The organism is Arenimonas caeni (assembly GCF_003024235.1).
Taxonomy (GTDB): Bacteria; Pseudomonadota; Gammaproteobacteria; order Xanthomonadales; family Xanthomonadaceae; genus Arenimonas; species Arenimonas caeni.
On sequence record NZ_KZ679098.1, the window covers coordinates 1 to 15644 of the forward strand.

Below are 15644 nucleotides of genomic sequence, written 5' to 3' on the forward strand. Positions count from 1 at the left end.
CGTTGTGTGCTTGACGGGGAAGCTTACGGGGCGGCCACTCCCCGCGCACGCAAGAAACACGAATCCCGCAAACCGAACTTTTGGAGGCAGAGCATGGCCAACGGATGGACACCCGAGCGCCGCGCGCGCCAGGCCGAGCTGATCCGGCGATGGCGACCGTGGGAGCAGTCAACGGGACCCAGAAGCGACGCCGGAAAGGCTCGCGCTAGCCGGAATGGCTGGAAGGGTGGGGTGCGGCCCGCATTGCGGGAGTTGGCTCGGATTCTGAGAGGAGATGGTTAGGGGAGTGGCTCAATTCCCGCTTGCTCGAATCAAATGTCCTCGGTGGAATCAGTCCCGCCCTTCGTATCGTTGTAATTCACTGTGAGTTCCTCATTCGCCCGAATGTCGCGGGACGCAAGAAACCGCATGCCGCGCTCGTGGGCAATCGAGTAGATCATGTTTGCAGGGTTTGCATGGTTGTACATTCCACCGTACCCGAGGCAGATAGCGAACTTGGTCTCTCCACCGATTGCCCGCCAACCGAATGCGGAGTTGCTCAGCGCATCGGGGATATCTTCTAGCCTGCCGCCGAACAGAATCACTGGAGCAATCTCAACAATTTCGCCGGCAGCTATGTCTCGTGACGCGAATACGCCCAGCCCCTTCTTTGTTCCCGTATCGGCCAAATAGCCGATTGAGGCCTTGAATCTCATGACTTCCTCCGCAGCGACCTAGGCGGGTACTAACCTGTGAACTTGTGGCGAAAGAGTGCTTCTACTGGTTGCCGCAGGGAAAGCCTTCAATCAGCGCAGAGTAGAGTCCCTCGCCGGCCGGTTTGTGCACCTTATTCGGGTTGGCGGATGCCCATTTAATGAACACCCGTGCAACCTGTACGGTGCTTGAGCCCTCGGGGAGGCAGAAAAGATCCGCGGGAAGCGCCCAGGATGCTGTGTAGTACCCATCCAGGAATCCAGTCACATAGCCCAGGCAGAGTCCGTGAAGTTCAGTAGCTTCGTCGGACCTTGAAATGCCTGAGCACCATGTCTCCAAGCGTTCAGTCGATACGTTCGAAGCGAACGCGGGTGCTGGCTGAAGCAGAAGCAAAGAGCAAATCAGGACGGAGGGCAAGAAAGGCTTTCTCACAGTCTCTCCTCGATGTTCGAGCGCATTGCTCGGAGTGGTATGGAAGGGTGGCTGGGTCAGTTCCCTTGCCCCGGAGATTGCTGCCAAGGTGGGAGCAGGATCTGAGTGGACCTTAGCGTGGACGTGCAGTCCATCGGATGGAAGTCTTCCGGGTATTCCTTGCTCGACATGCTGACAAACTGGTTATTCACGGTGAAGTAGACCCGCTTTGTCTCCTCGACGGTCATCTTCAGGCAGGTGTATGCGACATGCCGTCGCCGCTTCTCCGTCCCGTAGCCTATGACTTTCCGGCACGTCTCGTGCGCAGCCAAGTGCTCGAGATTCGCCGGGTCATATCCGAAGCCAAGGAAGCAGAGCGCATCTGCATTCGCGATGGCTTCTCTTGCCCTTCTCAGTGTCATGTCTTCGGTACGGCCTTCTGGAATTACCCTAATGGAGCCGGCAGCGCGTGACACGATCTCTGGGGTCAGTTCCGCGCCATAGTCAGAGTAGTCGTCCATTCCTGGAAGTGTCGGGCCAAGAGTTCCGTAAATGTGGATGATCTCGAGCGCGCTTAGTCGCTCCAAGACTTCATCAAGTGGCTTACCGTAAGAGTGCCGTAGGGCGCTGATCAGGTAATGCTCCAAGGACCGGTCATAATTGAAGGTGACGACCTTGAGCCAAGAAAGGTCCAGGTCTTCCCAGCGAGTGGCCGATGCGATCCGGTTGAACAGGTAGTAGTACCAGTCGTCGTCACCAGGGTCCCTCGTCAACCGCATCCACGACTCGCGGCTTAGTAGCGTTGAGGCAATCGCGCGCTTCCCGATCTCTTGGTATTCAGGGCGTCTCGCGAGAAAGGCATCGATCGACGCCATTTGAGACAAGCCGAATGCATTCTGGAACTCTATGAGTTCGCCCTTGTATTCAGAGAGCACGGTGCCTGCCGGGCCCGCGGAAGGATCCAAGAGAAGAAGGTCTCTACGGAGCTGGCTGCCAAGAGGGTAGCCATAGGCCAGGCTGGCGCCGGCGCCCAGAACTAGCGTGGTCTTCCGATCAGTCACTCGCGGCCTCGGCCGGTTCGGCGGCGCCTTCGGCGGGCGAGTCTTCTTCAGTCTCTGCTGGCAGGTCCGGCAGGAACCGAATCACGGCATACCGAGTGTTTTGCTTGGCTACCGGGACAGTTGCCGAACTGCCCCAGGCGCTTGCAGAGTTTGGCCCCGTCGAGTTCGCATTCGCATTGGCGCTTGATGCGAAGCCCACGACCTCGCGCTCAGCTCCGACGAGAATAACCGCATCTCCTCCGTTCTCTCGGGCCGCCTTGGCAATGGCCTTCTCAAGTCCTTTGAGGCGCATGGCTCCAATGAGGCCTGTGGCATGGCGCCTGTCTGACAGGTAGCCGATCACCTCAAATCGGCGCGGTGGTGCCCCGTTGGACCAGAACTCAATTCCTTCTACTACTTTCATTTCGCCGCCTTGCCCCTCCTGTACGGCGTCTTTTCCGTAGTAGCGGCTGAACTCGGGGGCCGCGAGGGCGGGGCAGGCTAGAACTGACAGGAGTAGGGCGAGAGAAAGGGGGCGGCCTAAAGAGAAGTTTTTCATTCGCAACCTACTCCGTCGTTGTCCCGATCTAAGTGGCTCCCGTAGCCAGGGTCTCCCCGCCTAACCGGGGCTGCCCCGGCATTCCGGGCCTCAGTGCAGTTGGCGTAGTACACACTGGAGCCAGCTCTGGCGGCCAATGGCCTCGGGGTGTTCGCGGAAGGAGATGCTGCACTGGGCTTCGCCTTCGGGGCGTGGCAGTGGTATTCCCCGGTCTTGCGGTTCGTGTGGCACCCGTCTGCATTCGTGCCGCCACTGTGGGCAGCAAGTTGGGGACTGGCCAGAAGAAGGGCCGACACGAGCCAGGCGCGGGTGCGTGGGGTCACAGCCACTCTCCGAAGGGCGAGTATTCCGCAGAACGCCCCGGGTAACCTAATCCGGACACCGCTGGCCCGCCGGGAAGGGCGGCGCCATCGAACCGGTCGCAGACTGGCGACGAGTCCATCTGAGCCAGTTGGCGAGTCCCGAAAAGACAAGGGCCCCGCCGAAGCGGGGCCCGAAACAAGGGAGCCGGGAGCTTGTCATCGCTATCCGGTCCCTGCTGCCGTTACTACCCGAAGGCCTAGCGGCAGTCTCGAAGCTCGGCCGGAGCCGAGAAATCGAGCAGAAGCTTATATCCGGATAGATGTGGGGTCAACGGCTTGTTTACAGTCAGGCCGCCGACCGGTCATCCCCCGTTTCGCCTTCTGGGTCAATGGTTTGGGTTGCTGAGTTTGCTGCTTGGGGCCAGAGATCCACGCCAATTCCCAGGCCCGCGGCCGCACATCTGCGCAGTTCCTGAAGGGTCGCCAGGTCGACCTTCGCATGCTCGTAGTCTCTCTTGCCCGTGACGCGATCCCGCTTTCCCTTCACGGGGCTGAGCCTTGAGACGTGGAGTGTATAGACCATGTCGCACTTGGCCCAGCGGTCGCCAGCGGTTGCCTGCAGCGACTTGGGGAGCATCCGAGCTGGAACCTTGCAGTGATGGCTCTCTATCTGGCTCGGAGCGGTCGTGCTAAGTGGAACGACCGTCGCCAGGTCCGGACGGCCGGTGATCTTCGGGCTCAGCACGACCACAGGTCGGGTCTTGACCATCTCGGGCGGCGAGAAGCACGGGGGAAACTCGCACACCAGAATGGAGCCGACTGCTGGAGGGTACTTTAGGGCCACGGCTTGCCTTTCTTGTTAGCAATTGGTGCCCCCGATTCTGCCACCATCACCTGCGGCCGCATCCTTTAAGCGTGTGGACAATTGGGCAAGGCTGCCTGAGCCTCCAAGCCAGACCTCTGGCATCGTTGCCTGTGATTTCCTCAGCCGAGGCCGTTGTTGTTCTTCGCAGTCGGCAGCGGTTCGATCGCGGATAAGAAAAAGTCTCATCCAATCCTGAACGGCACCCCGGTCTTCAACTCGATCGCTTGGTAGGATGGCAAGGCAATTGAGGGGTGGGGGCGATGAATGCCGGATCAACAGTGCGTTGCGCGGGCCTGCTCTTGGTTGGCGCAGCCGCGCTCTCAGGCTGCGGGCCTGGCAAGCAGGAACGGTGGGACTCCGGCTACGACGATGGCTACGCGTCCGGCTACAACACGACCTGCGAAATCCGCGCGACCATGATTGCTGGGACCTGGGACGATGAGGCCTACTCGGCGGGCTACCGCGAGGGCTATGCCGATGGCGCTGCGGAATGTAAGCGAAGAGCTGAGGAGTAGAGGCTGGCCTGGGAGGTCGCCCTGGGGCGCTTAGTACGGAAGGGAGCGGGTCGCGGTTCGGCATATGGGACGGGCGCCGTTAGCCCAAGAGTGCCGCTCGAGGCCCGATATGGCACCACGAGTCAGCTTTTTCTTCAGAATTCACGCGTTTTGCTGTAAAACGCACGTCTTGAACCACTTTTGCGGCTAGCTTCGCTAGCGAGCACAGAATTCGATGGCCTACCAAGGGCAAACAGCCACGATAGCCAGCGAGCTCCTCGGTCGCCTCGATGCGATTGCCGAGGGGAAAGCGGATCGGAGCTCAATCTCGCAGGTGCTGTTCAGTGCTCAACGACTGCGCAATGCAGATCGTATGGAGTACTTGATGGTTCTTGGCATCGCTCAGGCGCTCGACGGAAAGTACGACGAAGCAGATGCTACCTTCGATGAGGCATTTAGAGAGTTCGGGTTGAACCAGTACTTGGTCATCAACCGCTTTTTAGTCCTCTCCGAACAAGGCAGGCGGCAAGAAGGCCTTGCTCTTCTGGTTGAAGGCCTGAAGAACCTCACTGACCCCGAAGTGCTTGAGAAGGCGACCGCATCACTTGGCGCAGCAGGCCACCTGTCTGAAGCTGAAGGGGCGGCAGAAAGGCTGGATCGTATGAGGGGGAGTTCAGTTTCCAGTCTGTTCCTCGGACATAGGCAAGCCCTCGCGGATCGGGGAGTGTCAGAGCTCGATCTGCAGCATGCAGCAGCTTTCCTTCGAGACCGCTTACATGAGATCGGATACCGGCGAGTAACGATCAACTTTACATACGATAGGAAGGCGGAATGGGGTGCTGGCCTCGTCCATCAGATTTGTCTCGCAGAACCGGCTGAGCGAATGTTTGAGATCGAGTCGAGGCTGAACGAACAGATGTTAACCGCCAACCTCAAGGCCGTGGATGAGGGGGCGTTTATCTGGTACGTCCGGTCGGATAGGAATGCTCCTCATGCCGCTAACCTGGCTTGAGTTGCGAGACTATGCGAAGCACCTGGTGGCGGGCGAAGCGTCTGAGGTAGAGGCGCGAGCATCTATAAGCCGCGCCTACTATTCGGCATTTCATGCCACCGAACCAGTCTGCCGTCTGGTCCCGCTAGTTGACCCGCCGGATCATGGGCCAGATGGGCTTGGGCACGGTCAGATCCCAGGTCGCCTTAAGTACTTCAACGCTCTCCAGAAGAGCCATCAGGGGCTCGCCGGCTTGGCGATGCAGGGGCGAACGCTTTGCACGGTCTATCAGCAGATACTCTTGATGAGGCGGTCCGCTGATTATGAGTTGGATGAAGAGGTTACGGTTGAGGATGCGAAACTGCAGCTTATGCGCGTCCAGCAGGTAATCGACTTTTCCGTGCAAGCGCGGACAGCTTTGAAGCGACTTGGCGTTGAGGTAGCCTGACCCCGAGGCCTACTGATCGATCTCCAACTACTTGAATGCGAGGCGCGCATCGGCGCCCGCCAACAAGAGACCGCAGGATGCGATCGATAATGGAACAGAGATCATGCTCTGGCCGGCATCGTTAGTCCTTCGCCCAAGTCTCAGCCTGTGCGCCGCATGTCAGTAATCTCGGGGACATGGCCCTCTCGCCCTTCCGTGATCGCCTGATGCGCGGCTACGCCTGCACCCGACTCCTTGACCGGCAAGCCGATAGCCTACGCGCCCGCATGGCTGACCTAGCAGGGGACTCGTCTGCCGCCCCGGATGTTCTCGACAACATTCGCGCGATTCGCGAGACCCTGGATCGCGCGGAGGCGATCGCCCGCCAACTTGAGATCGAGCAACGAAGGCCAATTTCAGCCGACTAGGGACCCTGTAGGGACTGGCGAGCGCCAGGCAAAGAAAAAGGGCCTGCGATCGCTCGCAAGCCCTTGATTCATATGGTGGCCGGGGAGGGAATCGAACCCCCGACACGGGGATTTTCAATCCCCTGCTCTACCAACTGAGCTACCCGGCCATCCGTCGCACCGGCTGGGCCGGGCGAGCGCGAGATTCTATCCGAGGCCGGGACGGCGAGGCAAGCCGGGCCGGCCCCGTAAACGGGTTCTGAACGCGGGGTGTCGATTTGACGCGCGGTCCGAAGGGTCGGGAGTAGGGTTGCCGGGTGGCCACGCCCCGCCACCGAACAAGGAGACCCGTCATGAAGTCCCGTCTTGTTGTCCCCGCGCTTGTCGCCGCGCTTTCCCTCGGCCTGGCCATGCCGGCCTTCGCGGCCGAACCCCTGAGCAAGTCCGAACAGCGCCTGATACTGCTCCAGGCAAACGCCGGCGAACCGGTGGAGCACGTCCGCTTCCTGCGTCCGATGGACTCCTACGAGGTCATCAGCCCCCAGCACGTGCTGATCTGGGAAAACCGCTTCAAGGCCTGGCTGGTGGAGCTGCGCCAGGACCAGGCCTGCAAGTACATCGACCGGGGCTTCTCCATTTCCGTCGAGACCATGCGCGATTCGCTCAACACCAAGAACGGCTTCCTGCGCGGCGAAGGTGGCGTGGTCTGCAAGATCATCGGCATCCGCGAGATCGACGTGCCGGCCTGGCGGCAGGCCGAGCGCGATGCCGGCATCCGCAAGTAGGCGGCTGCGGCCTCAGTCCGCCGGCGGAATGTAGCCGGCGGGCTTCTCGGCGCCATCGCCGAACAGGAATTTCTCCATCTCGCCCTCCAGGAAGGCCCGGTGCTTCGGGTCCAGCGGCGAGAGCCGGTTCTCGTTGATCAGCATGGTCTGGTGCGCCAGCCACTGCTGCCAGGCCTCGCGGCCGATGTTCTCGAACACGCGCTTGCCCAGCGGCCCGGGCCAGGGCACGAAGCCCAGGCCTTCGGTCTCGGCTTGCGTCTTGAGGCAGAACACGGTGCGGCTCATGGCAATCCTTCCAGCAGTTTCTTGACGGGGGCCGGCAGGCCCAGTTCGTGCAGGCGCTCGCGCGGCTGCCAGCGCAGGTCGGCATTATCGCCCGTCGCGGTGCGGGTGTCGGCCACGCGCCAGCGCAGCGGCTCGATGTGCAGCCGGTAGTGGCTGAAGACGTGCTCGAACACCGGCAGCGGCTCGGCGGCGTCGAAGTCGGCGCCGGCGCCGGCGTGCGTGGCCAGCAGCGAACGGGCCTCGTCGTGGTCGCCGGCCTCGGGCAGCGACCACAGCCCGTTCCACACGCCCTTGCCGGTGCGGCGCGCCAGCAGGATGCGGTCGTCGGCGTCGTGCAGCAGCAGCATCAGCGTGCGCCGCTCGGGTAGCGGCTTGCCGGGCTTGGCCTCGGGCAGCTGCGCCACGCGCCCCTCGCGCCGTGCCACGCAGTCGTCCTGCAGCGGGCAGAGCACGCAGGCCGGGTCGTGGCGGGTGCACAGCGTGGCGCCGAAATCCATGATCGCCTGCGTGTAGTCGGCCAGTCGCGTTTGCGGCAGGTGCGACTCGCTCAGCGTCCACAGCTGCTTCTCCACCGGCGCGCTGCCGGGCCAGCCGGCGATGCCGTGGTAGCGCGCCAGCGTGCGCTTGACGTTGCCGTCGAGGATGGGAAAGCGCAGGCCGTGCGCCTGCGCCAGGATGGCGCCGGCGGTGCTGCGGCCGATGCCGGGCAGGGCGGCCAGTGCATCGAAGTCGGTGGGCAGGTCGCCGCCATGCCGTTCGACGCAAACCTGCGCGGCCTTGTGCAGGTTGCGGGCGCGGGCGTAGTAGCCCAGGCCGGCCCACAGCGCCAGCACGCGGTCGCTGTCGGCGGCGGCGAGGTCGGGCAGGGTGGGCAGCGCGTCCAGGAAGCGGGTGAAGTACGGGATCACCGTCTGCACCTGGGTCTGCTGCAGCATGATTTCCGACAGCCACACCCGGTAGGGCGTGCGCGGGTGCTGCCAGGGCAGGTCGTGGCGGCCGTCCCGGTCGAACCAGGCCAGCAGGTGGTCGGCGAGCGCGCTCATTCTTCCCCGGTCGCCGCGTCGTCGGCCGGTTCGTCGTCCAGCGTGATGCGCACGCCTTCGAGCTCCACGCCCTCGATCACCAGGCTCGGCGCCTCCAGCGTGCCGGTGAGCGGCGGCAGGGCCTGGCCGCCGTCGTCCTCCAGCCAGGCGAGCAGGGCGGGAACGGGAACCTGCGACTGTAGGCTCGCGCCCTCGCGCCGTGCATCGAGCTGCAGCGGGGCGGAAAAATCCGTGGCGCCGTCGTACACCAGTTCCAGCGCGATCGGCGCCGGCGCACCGGCCAGCGGTTCGGGCAGGGCAGGCCAGGCGCCGGGCCATTCCGGCAGCGTGCCGGCGAGGCGCAGCGAAAGGGTGTCGCCGTAGGCCAGCGCGCCGCCGCCTTTGAAGGCCGGCAGCGGCGACTCGCCCCGGAACGACAGCGCCGGCAGCTCCAGCATCATGGTCGGGCCCGACAGCGCCATCGTGCCTTCGAAACGCGCCAGCCATGGCGCGTCCAACGATCCGGTGCGCACGCGGCCGGCGCCGTCGAAACGCAGCGGCGAATCCAGCCCGGCCTGCGCCAGCTCGAGCGGGCCGGCGAACACCAGGACGAGGTCGTCCCGATGCAACTCGCCCGATACCTCGGCCTGCGCCGGTTCGCCGGGCGACAGCGTCGGCAGCTGGATCGAAAGCTGCTGCAGCGACCAGCCCAGTCCCTGCAGGCGGCCCCCGTGCACGCTCAGTCCCTTGGTCAGCGTCGGCAGCTCGAATGCGCCGGACGGCGGCCGGCCGGACTGCCACGCCTCCAGCGCCGCGAGATCGAGCGCCGGGGATTCAAGCGCGATGCGGGTGATCACCACCGGGCCGTCGCCCCAGATCGTCGACCAGGGCAGCGACACTTCCACCTCGCTCGCCGTGACCAGCGGCGCGGCGGCGCCGGGCTGGCGCGCCACGAGCCGGGGGATGCGCAGGCGCGGTTCGGGGCGCAGCGCGTACTCGGGCGTGCCGGTGAAACCGAGGTCCAGGCCCTGCGATTCGCCCAGCGCCGAGAGCACGGTGTTGGCCAGCCGCACCGGTTCGAGCTGGCGGTCCACCCACCAGGCCGCCAGCAGCGCCAGCAGGGCGAGGACCGCCAGGATCTTCGGCCAGCGGCGCTTGCGCGGCGCGTCGGTCATCCGGCGCCGAGCGATTCCGGCAGCAGCGCGTCGACGAAGCCTTCCGGGTCGAACACGCGCAGGTCCTCGGGCTTCTCGCCCAGGCCGATGAAGCGGATCGGCAGGCCGAACTCGCGCGCCAGCGCGAACACCACGCCGCCCTTGGCGGTGCCGTCGAGCTTGGTCACCACCAGGCCGGTCACCTTCACCGCGGCATGGAACTGGCGCAGCTGGTTGAGCGCGTTCTGGCCGGTGGTGCCGTCGATCACCATCAGCACCTCGTGCGGCGCGCGCTCGTCGAGCTTGGCCAGCACGCGGCGGATCTTGCCCAGCTCGGCCATCAGGCCCTGCTGGGTGTGCAGGCGGCCGGCGGTGTCGGCGATCAGCACGTCGACGCCGCGGGCCTTGGCCTGCTGAAGGCCGTCGTAGGCCACCGAGGCGGGGTCGGCGTCCTGGCCCTGGGCCACCACGTGCACGTTGTTGCGCTCGCCCCAGATCCTGAGCTGCTCGACCGCCGCGGCGCGGAACGTGTCGCCCGCTGCCAGCATCAGCGTGTGGCCGTCGAGCTGGAAGCGTCGCGCCAGCTTGCCGATGGTGGTGGTCTTGCCCACGCCGTTCACGCCGACCGTGAGGATGACGAAGGGCCGGGCGTCCTCGCGGATCTCCAGCGGCTTGGCCACCGGCCTGAGGATGGCCAACAGGTCGTTGCGCAGGGCGCGGAAGAGGGCGGCGGCGTCGGCGAAGTCGCGGTCCTTCATGCGCTTGCGCAGGCGCTCGACCACCTCGGTGGTGGCCGGCACGCCCATGTCGGCGCTGATCAGGGCGGTCTCGACCTCGTCGAGCAGGTCCTCGTCGAGCTTCGGGTGGCGCGAGAACAGGCCGCCCAGGCTGCGGGCGAACAGGCTGCCGCCCAGCACGCCCTTCATGGCCTCGCGGCCCTCGGCGCGCTCGGCTTCCAGCCGCGCGGCCTTCTCCTCCTGGTGCACGGTGAACGCGCGCGCCAGGTCCTCCGGACTGAAGCCGCCGGAGGCCGGTGCGGCCGGCCTGGCGGGCTTCCCGGGTTCGGGCTGCGGGGGCTTTTTCTTCAGGAAATCGAACATCGCGCTGCTTTCGCGGACAATGGTGGCCATGTTACCACCCGGTCCCCTTTTCCCCGGATGAACCAGCGCGCCAAACCCCGCCCGCCGGGCAGCGTCCGCATCATCGCCGGCCAGCTGCGCGGCTCGAAGCTGCCCGTGCCCGACCGGCCCGGCCTGCGGCCGACCTCCGACCGCGTGCGCGAGACCCTGTTCAACTGGCTGCAGCCGGTGCTGCGCGGCGCGCGCGTGCTGGACCTGTTCGCCGGCACCGGCGCGCTGGGCTTCGAAGCGGCCTCGCGCGGCGCGGCCGAAGTGGTCCTGGTCGAGCGCGACCCGGGCCTGGCCGCCGGGCTGCGCGAGCAGGCGGCCCGGCTCCGGGTCGAGGGCCTGCGGGTGGAGGCGGCCGACGCCCTGGCCTGGCTCGGCCGGCCGGCCACCACGCGCTTCGACCTGGTGTTCCTGGACCCGCCTTTCGAGGCGGGGCTGTGGCAGGCGGCGGCCGCGGCGCTCGCGCCCTGGCTCGCGGCGGGGGCGCTGATCTACGTCGAATGCCCGCGCAACGTGTCGCCAACGCTGCCCGCGGGCTGGGTGCTGCACCGGTCGGGGCAGACCCGCGACGTAGAATTTGCCCTCTACCGGACAAACGCCGGCCCGGCGGCGCCGGGCGCTGCTACACTCGCCCCAGAATCCACCCCGCAGGGCGACCCATCGGAATGAGCCAGGCCAAGACCCGCGTCGCGGTTTATCCCGGCACGTTCGATCCCATCACCAACGGCCATATCGACCTGGTTGCCCGCGCTGCGCCGCTGTTCGACAAGGTCGTGGTGGGCATCGCCGAGAGCCCGGGCAAGGGCCCCGCGCTGCCGCTGGCGCAGCGCGTCGAACTGGCCCGCATCGCCCTGGACGGCCATTCCAATGTCGAGGTGGTCGGCTTCCATTCCCTGCTGGCGCACTTCGTCCACGAAGTCGGCGCCGGCGTGCTGCTGCGCGGCCTGCGCGCGGTTTCGGACTTCGAGTACGAATTCCAGATGGCCAGCATGAACCGCCACCTGATACCGGACGTCGAGACCCTGTTCCTGACGCCGGCCGAGCAGCACAGCTTCATTTCTTCCAGCCTGGTGCGCGAAGTCGCGCGCCTGGGCGGCGACGTCTCCGGGTTCGTGCATCCGGCGGTCGCGCAGGCCCTGGCCGCCAGGTGGAAGCAGTCGTAGGCCACACATCCACATAAAAGAGGTATCGCCATGAACCGTGCTCTTGTCCCCGTCGCCCTGCTGCTCTCCGCGCTCGTGCTGTCCGGCTGCCAGAAGGAGGAGGTCGTCGAGGCCGCCCCGGTTGAACTCGTCGCGCCCACCGGCACCGACGACGGTGAGTGGAAGGCCTACCTGGGCAAAGTGATCGGCCAGAACCAGGCCGGCGTCACCGACCGCGTGTTCTCCTACTACCTGCCGGTCGGCAGCCAGGAACCGTCCGAGGGCGACCAGGACGGCAAGACGATGTACGACCGCCAGCTCGAGAACGTGAACGCCGTGGTGCAGCGCACCGTGCTGCCGGGCAACATGCTCGCCTTCGGTTCGCCAGAGAGCGGCAAGATGGCCGACCTCATCGTGGCGGCCTTCAAGGACGCCGACCCGAACGCGCTCAAGGGCTCGCAGGTGCTGTTCATCGGCAATGCCGCCGACGGCGAGCGGGTCAGGGCCGCGGTCGAGCCCGCCGGCGCCCGCTACGTCTTCGTAGAGGCCAAGTAAGCCTCGCCGGCCGCGCCGGTCCCACGCGGGACCGGTGCGCGCCGCGGGGGCACCCGCCATGTCCCTGCTGATCAGCGACCTTTGCATCAACTGCGACGTCTGCGCCCCGGCCTGTCCGAACACGGCCATCTCCCAGGGCGAGACGATCTACGAGATCGACCCGGCGCGCTGCACTGAATGCGTCGGGCATTTCGACGAACCCCAGTGCGTGGTGGTCTGTCCGGTCGAGTGCATCGACCTCGACCCGGAACATCCTGAAACGCCCGAGCAGCTGCTCGGCAAGTACCACGCGCTCACCCGAGGACGCTCCGCCGCATGATCCGTTTCCTGCTGCCCGGCCTGCTGGCGCTGCTGTCGCCGCTGGCCCTGGCCGATGCGCCGGCCCGTACCGCGACGCTGCACGACGCCGGTATCGCCAGCGCCAACGCCTACGCCACCGACGCGGGCATGGAAGTGCTGGCCCGGGGCGGCAACGCCTTCGACGCCGCCATCGCGGTCAGCGCCACGCTCGGCCTGGTCGAGCCGGAAAGTTCGGGCCTGGGCGGCGGCGGTTTCATGCTGCTGCGCACGGCGGACGGGCGCGAGGTGTTCATCGACGCGCGCGAACGCGCCCCGCTCGCGGCCACGCGCGACATGTTCCTGGACGCCGCCGGCAATCCCGACCGCGACAAGTCGGTCAACGGCGCGCTCGCCGCCGCCATTCCCGGCCTGCCCGCGGGCCTGGACCACCTGGCGAAGAACTACGGCCGCCTGCCGCTGTCCGAGTCGCTGGCCCCGGCCATCCGCCTGGCCCGCGAGGGCTGGCGCTTCGGCCCCAAGAACGCCGCCATGCTCGGCTGGCGCCGCGACGTGCTGGCGCGCAGCCCGGCCGCGGCCGAACTGTTCCTGCGCAAGGGCGAGGTGCCCGCGGAGGGCACGCTGATGCGCAACGAGGACTACGCCCGCGTGCTCGAACGCCTGGCCGCCGATGGCGCCGACGGTTTCTACCGCGGCCCGTTCGCGCGCCGGCTGGTGCGCGGCGTGAACCAGGCCGGCGGCATCTGGAGCGAGCGCGACCTGGCCAGTTACGCGGTGGTCGAGCGCGAGCCGCTGAAGTTCACGCACCGAGGCTACCAGATCACCACCGCGCCGGCGCCGTCCTCGGGCGGCGTGGCCCTTGCCACCATGCTCAAGGTGCTCGAGGGCTACGACTACCCGCGCCTGGGCAAGGTCGAGCGCAGCCACCTGCTGGTCGAAGCCATGCGCCGCGCCTATCGCGACCGCGCGCTCTACCTGGGCGACCCGGACTTCGTGCAGGCGCCGGTGGACATGCTCACCTCCGATGCCTACGCGGCCGGCCTGCGCGCCTCGATCCATCCGGCGAAGGCCACGCCCAGCGAACTGCTGCCGGGCATCGACGCCCAGCCGCTGCGCCCCGACACCACGCATTTCTCGATCGTCGACGCCGAGGGCAACCTGGTCGCCGTCACCCAGACCGTGAACCTGCCATACGGCAACGCGCTGGTGGTTCCGGGCACGGGCTTCCTGCTCAACAACGAGATGGACGATTTCTCGGTCAAGGCGGGCGTGCCCAACGCCTTCGGCCTGGTCGGCGACGACGCCAATGCCATCGCCCCGGGCAAGCGCCCGCTCTCATCGATGACGCCCACCATCATCAGCGGCCGCGGCCGCACCGCCGTGCTGGGCACGCCGGGCGGCAGCCGCATCATCACGATGGTGATGCTGGGACTGCTCGAACTGATGGACGGGCAGGGCGCCCAGGCCACCGCCGCCGCGCCGCGCTTCCACCACCAGTACCTGCCCGACGTGGTGCAGGCCGAGGCCGCGGCCTTCAGCGCCGGGGAGATCGAGGCACTGCGCGCCATGGGTCACACGGTCGAAAGCGGCGAGCGCACCTGGGGCAATATGCAGGTGGTGCTGTGGCACCACGACAGCGGCAAGGTCGAGGCCGGCGCCGACCCGCGCTGGGAAGGCGTGGGCAAGGGCTCGGCGTCCGATGCCTCGGTCTATCGCTAGGAGGACGCGATGAAACTCTGGTCGATCATGGGCAATTCGCAGCGGCTCGACGGCGGCGCGATGTTCGGCAACGCGCCGCGGGCGATGTGGGAGAAGTGGTCGCCGCCGGACGAACTCAACCGAATCGAGCTGGCCTGCCGCGCCCTGCTGGCCGGCCCGCTCAACGGCAAGACCGTGCTGTTCGAGGCCGGCATCGGCGCTTTCTTCGAGCCGAAACTGCGCGAGCGCTATGGCGTGGTCGAGGAGCGGCACGTGCTGCTCGATTCGCTTGCCGAGGCGGGCTTCTCGCACGAGGACGTGGACGTGGTGGTACTCAGCCACCTGCATTTCGACCACGCCGGCGGCCTGCTGGCGGCCTGGGAGGAAGGCCAGCCGCCGCGCCTGCTGTTCCCCAACGCCACCTTCGTGGTCGGTGCCGAACACTGGCGCCGGGCCCGCGAGCCGCATCCGCGCGACCGCGCCAGCTTCATCCCCGAACTGATGGGCCTGCTCGAGGCCAGCGGCCGGCTCGAGCTGGTTTCCGGCGATCGCAGCAAGGCCCTGGGCGAAGCCGTGCGCTTCCACTTCAGCGAGGGCCATACGCCCGGCCTGATGCTGGCCGAGATCTGCGGCGCGCGCGGCGAAGACGGCCGGCCGCGCGGCGGCCTGGTGTTCTGCGCCGACCTGATCCCGGGCCGGCCCTGGGTGCACGTGCCGATCACCATGGGCTACGACCGCTTCCCGGAAATGCTGATCGACGAGAAGCGCGCCTTCCTCGAAGACAAGCTGGCGCGCAACGTGCACCTGTATTTCACCCACGATCCCGGTTGCGCCCTGGCCCAGGTCGCGCGCGACGAAAAGGGCAAGTTCACCACCACCCACGAGGCCGCCGCGCTGGCGGCCCGCACCCTGGCTGCCTGAGGAGAGAAACGATGCGTCTGCTGCTGCCGTTCCTGCTGTTCCTGGCCCCCGCCGCCCTGGCCGCCGACTACGGCGAGCCGATGCCGGAAGGCGAGGCCATCGCCATCGCCGCCGCCGCCGCCGACCCGGCCGCCTACACCACCGGCCAGCCGGCCAAGTTCACCGGCCGCATCACCCAAGTCTGCCAGAAGAAGGGCTGCTGGGTCGTGCTCGAGCAGGACGGCGCCAGCGCCCGCGTGATGGCCAAGGACCACGGCTTCGAGGTTCCCAAGGACGCCAGTGGCCCCGCCGTGGCCTACGGCATCCTGCAGGAGGAGCCGATCAGCGAGGAGCACGCGCGCCACCTGGTCGAGGACGACGGCGCCGCGCCGCCGGCGCCGAAGGAACTGCGCATCGTCGCCACCTCGATCTCCATTCCCGAAGCCTGAGTGTCACACCGGCCGGCGATGATGCCCGGCCGGTCACCGTC

At 66.6% G+C, this 15644-nt stretch carries 20 protein-coding genes and 1 tRNA gene; 9 read left to right on the forward strand and 12 right to left on the reverse strand.

The features are described from left to right. Positions 1 to 311 precede the first annotated feature (311 nt). From C6N40_RS11865 to C6N40_RS11880, 6 genes are all read right to left on the reverse strand, one after another. Positions 312 to 695: an SET domain-containing protein-lysine N-methyltransferase gene (locus C6N40_RS11865; RefSeq protein WP_106991249.1), complete on the reverse strand. Its 384-nt coding sequence runs from the start codon at positions 693 to 695 to the stop codon at positions 312 to 314. Positions 696 to 756: 61 nt separating this feature from the next. Next, positions 757 to 1125 carry a Rap1a/Tai family immunity protein gene (locus tag C6N40_RS14665; protein WP_425477716.1) on the reverse strand — a complete coding sequence of 123 codons (369 nt, stop codon included), beginning with the start codon at positions 1123 to 1125 and terminating at the stop codon, positions 757 to 759. A 56-nt stretch (positions 1126 to 1181) separates the two neighbouring features. Then, positions 1182 to 2165, reverse strand: a complete 984-nt coding sequence (locus C6N40_RS11870) for a hypothetical protein (RefSeq protein ID WP_162782206.1) — start codon at positions 2163 to 2165, stop codon at positions 1182 to 1184. Next, entirely contained in the window at positions 2158 to 2703 is a 546-nt protein-coding gene (locus C6N40_RS14120; RefSeq protein ID WP_162782207.1) for a hypothetical protein, read from the reverse strand. Before C6N40_RS14120 ends, C6N40_RS11870 begins: the two co-directional genes overlap by 8 nt. Next, positions 2700 to 3032 carry an excalibur calcium-binding domain-containing protein gene (locus C6N40_RS14560; protein ID WP_106991251.1) on the reverse strand — a complete coding sequence of 111 codons (333 nt, stop codon included), beginning with the start codon at positions 3030 to 3032 and terminating at the stop codon, positions 2700 to 2702. The genes C6N40_RS14120 and C6N40_RS14560 overlap by 4 nt, the downstream gene beginning before the upstream one ends. Positions 3033 to 3351: 319 nt before the next feature. Further along, positions 3352 to 3849, reverse strand: a complete 498-nt coding sequence (locus C6N40_RS11880) for a type II toxin-antitoxin system PemK/MazF family toxin (RefSeq protein WP_106991252.1) — start codon at positions 3847 to 3849, stop codon at positions 3352 to 3354. Positions 3850 to 4599: 750 nt separating this feature from the next. On the opposite strand from C6N40_RS11880, the gene C6N40_RS14125 reads away from it, so the two are divergent. Next, complete coding sequence (locus tag C6N40_RS14125) at positions 4600 to 5376, forward strand: hypothetical protein (protein WP_162782208.1); 777 nt, start codon at positions 4600 to 4602, stop codon at positions 5374 to 5376. A gap of 124 nt (positions 5377 to 5500) precedes the next feature. Here C6N40_RS14125 and C6N40_RS14130 read toward each other — a convergent pair whose 3' ends face one another. Beyond that, the gene (locus C6N40_RS14130) at positions 5501 to 5761 is read right to left on the reverse strand and encodes a hypothetical protein (RefSeq protein ID WP_162782209.1); all 261 of its coding nucleotides are present in this window, start codon (positions 5759 to 5761) and stop codon (positions 5501 to 5503) included. Positions 5762 to 6283: 522 nt separating this feature from the next. Then, a tRNA-Phe gene (locus C6N40_RS11900) sits at positions 6284 to 6359 on the reverse strand. A gap of 183 nt (positions 6360 to 6542) precedes the next feature. Here C6N40_RS11900 and C6N40_RS11905 point away from each other — a divergent pair. Then, positions 6543 to 6974 (forward strand): DUF6491 family protein, encoded by a 432-nt coding sequence (locus C6N40_RS11905; RefSeq protein ID WP_162782210.1) that lies wholly within the window; start codon positions 6543 to 6545, stop codon positions 6972 to 6974. A 12-nt stretch (positions 6975 to 6986) separates the two neighbouring features. Here the strand turns inward: C6N40_RS11905 and C6N40_RS11910 are convergent, their stop codons facing one another. From C6N40_RS11910 to ftsY, 4 genes are read right to left on the reverse strand one after another with little or no spacing between them, the layout of a single operon-like run. Next, positions 6987 to 7259 carry an oxidative damage protection protein gene (locus C6N40_RS11910; RefSeq protein WP_106991257.1) on the reverse strand — a complete coding sequence of 91 codons (273 nt, stop codon included), beginning with the start codon at positions 7257 to 7259 and terminating at the stop codon, positions 6987 to 6989. Continuing rightward, positions 7256 to 8302 (reverse strand): A/G-specific adenine glycosylase, encoded by a 1047-nt coding sequence (gene mutY, locus C6N40_RS11915; RefSeq protein ID WP_106991258.1) that lies wholly within the window; start codon positions 8300 to 8302, stop codon positions 7256 to 7258. The genes C6N40_RS11910 and mutY overlap by 4 nt, the downstream gene beginning before the upstream one ends. Further along, positions 8299 to 9456: an AsmA family protein gene (locus C6N40_RS11920; RefSeq protein ID WP_106991259.1), complete on the reverse strand. Its 1158-nt coding sequence runs from the start codon at positions 9454 to 9456 to the stop codon at positions 8299 to 8301. Before C6N40_RS11920 ends, mutY begins: the two co-directional genes overlap by 4 nt. Beyond that, positions 9453 to 10565 carry a signal recognition particle-docking protein FtsY gene (gene ftsY / locus C6N40_RS11925; protein ID WP_240183517.1) on the reverse strand — a complete coding sequence of 371 codons (1113 nt, stop codon included), beginning with the start codon at positions 10563 to 10565 and terminating at the stop codon, positions 9453 to 9455. Before ftsY ends, C6N40_RS11920 begins: the two co-directional genes overlap by 4 nt. Before the next feature lie 27 nt (positions 10566 to 10592). Between ftsY and rsmD the strand changes: the two genes are divergently transcribed. From rsmD to C6N40_RS11960, 7 genes are read left to right on the forward strand one after another with little or no spacing between them, the layout of a single operon-like run. Then, positions 10593 to 11231 (forward strand): 16S rRNA (guanine(966)-N(2))-methyltransferase RsmD, encoded by a 639-nt coding sequence (gene rsmD, locus C6N40_RS11930; protein ID WP_106991260.1) that lies wholly within the window; start codon positions 10593 to 10595, stop codon positions 11229 to 11231. Continuing rightward, positions 11228 to 11725, forward strand: coding sequence for a pantetheine-phosphate adenylyltransferase (gene coaD, locus C6N40_RS11935; protein WP_106991261.1), 498 nt, complete (start codon positions 11228 to 11230; stop codon positions 11723 to 11725). The genes rsmD and coaD overlap by 4 nt, the downstream gene beginning before the upstream one ends. A 30-nt stretch (positions 11726 to 11755) precedes the next feature. Further along, positions 11756 to 12259, forward strand: a complete 504-nt coding sequence (locus C6N40_RS11940; RefSeq protein ID WP_106991262.1) for a hypothetical protein — start codon at positions 11756 to 11758, stop codon at positions 12257 to 12259. A gap of 58 nt (positions 12260 to 12317) precedes the next feature. Further along, positions 12318 to 12578 (forward strand): YfhL family 4Fe-4S dicluster ferredoxin, encoded by a 261-nt coding sequence (locus C6N40_RS11945; protein WP_106991263.1) that lies wholly within the window; start codon positions 12318 to 12320, stop codon positions 12576 to 12578. Continuing rightward, positions 12575 to 14275 (forward strand): gamma-glutamyltransferase, encoded by a 1701-nt coding sequence (gene ggt / locus C6N40_RS11950; RefSeq protein ID WP_106991264.1) that lies wholly within the window; start codon positions 12575 to 12577, stop codon positions 14273 to 14275. Before C6N40_RS11945 ends, ggt begins: the two co-directional genes overlap by 4 nt. A gap of 9 nt (positions 14276 to 14284) precedes the next feature. After that, positions 14285 to 15175 (forward strand): MBL fold metallo-hydrolase, encoded by an 891-nt coding sequence (locus C6N40_RS11955; protein WP_106991265.1) that lies wholly within the window; start codon positions 14285 to 14287, stop codon positions 15173 to 15175. An 11-nt stretch (positions 15176 to 15186) separates the two neighbouring features. After that, the gene (locus tag C6N40_RS11960; protein ID WP_106991266.1) at positions 15187 to 15603 is read left to right on the forward strand and encodes a DUF4920 domain-containing protein; all 417 of its coding nucleotides are present in this window, start codon (positions 15187 to 15189) and stop codon (positions 15601 to 15603) included. Positions 15604 to 15644 lie beyond the last annotated feature (41 nt).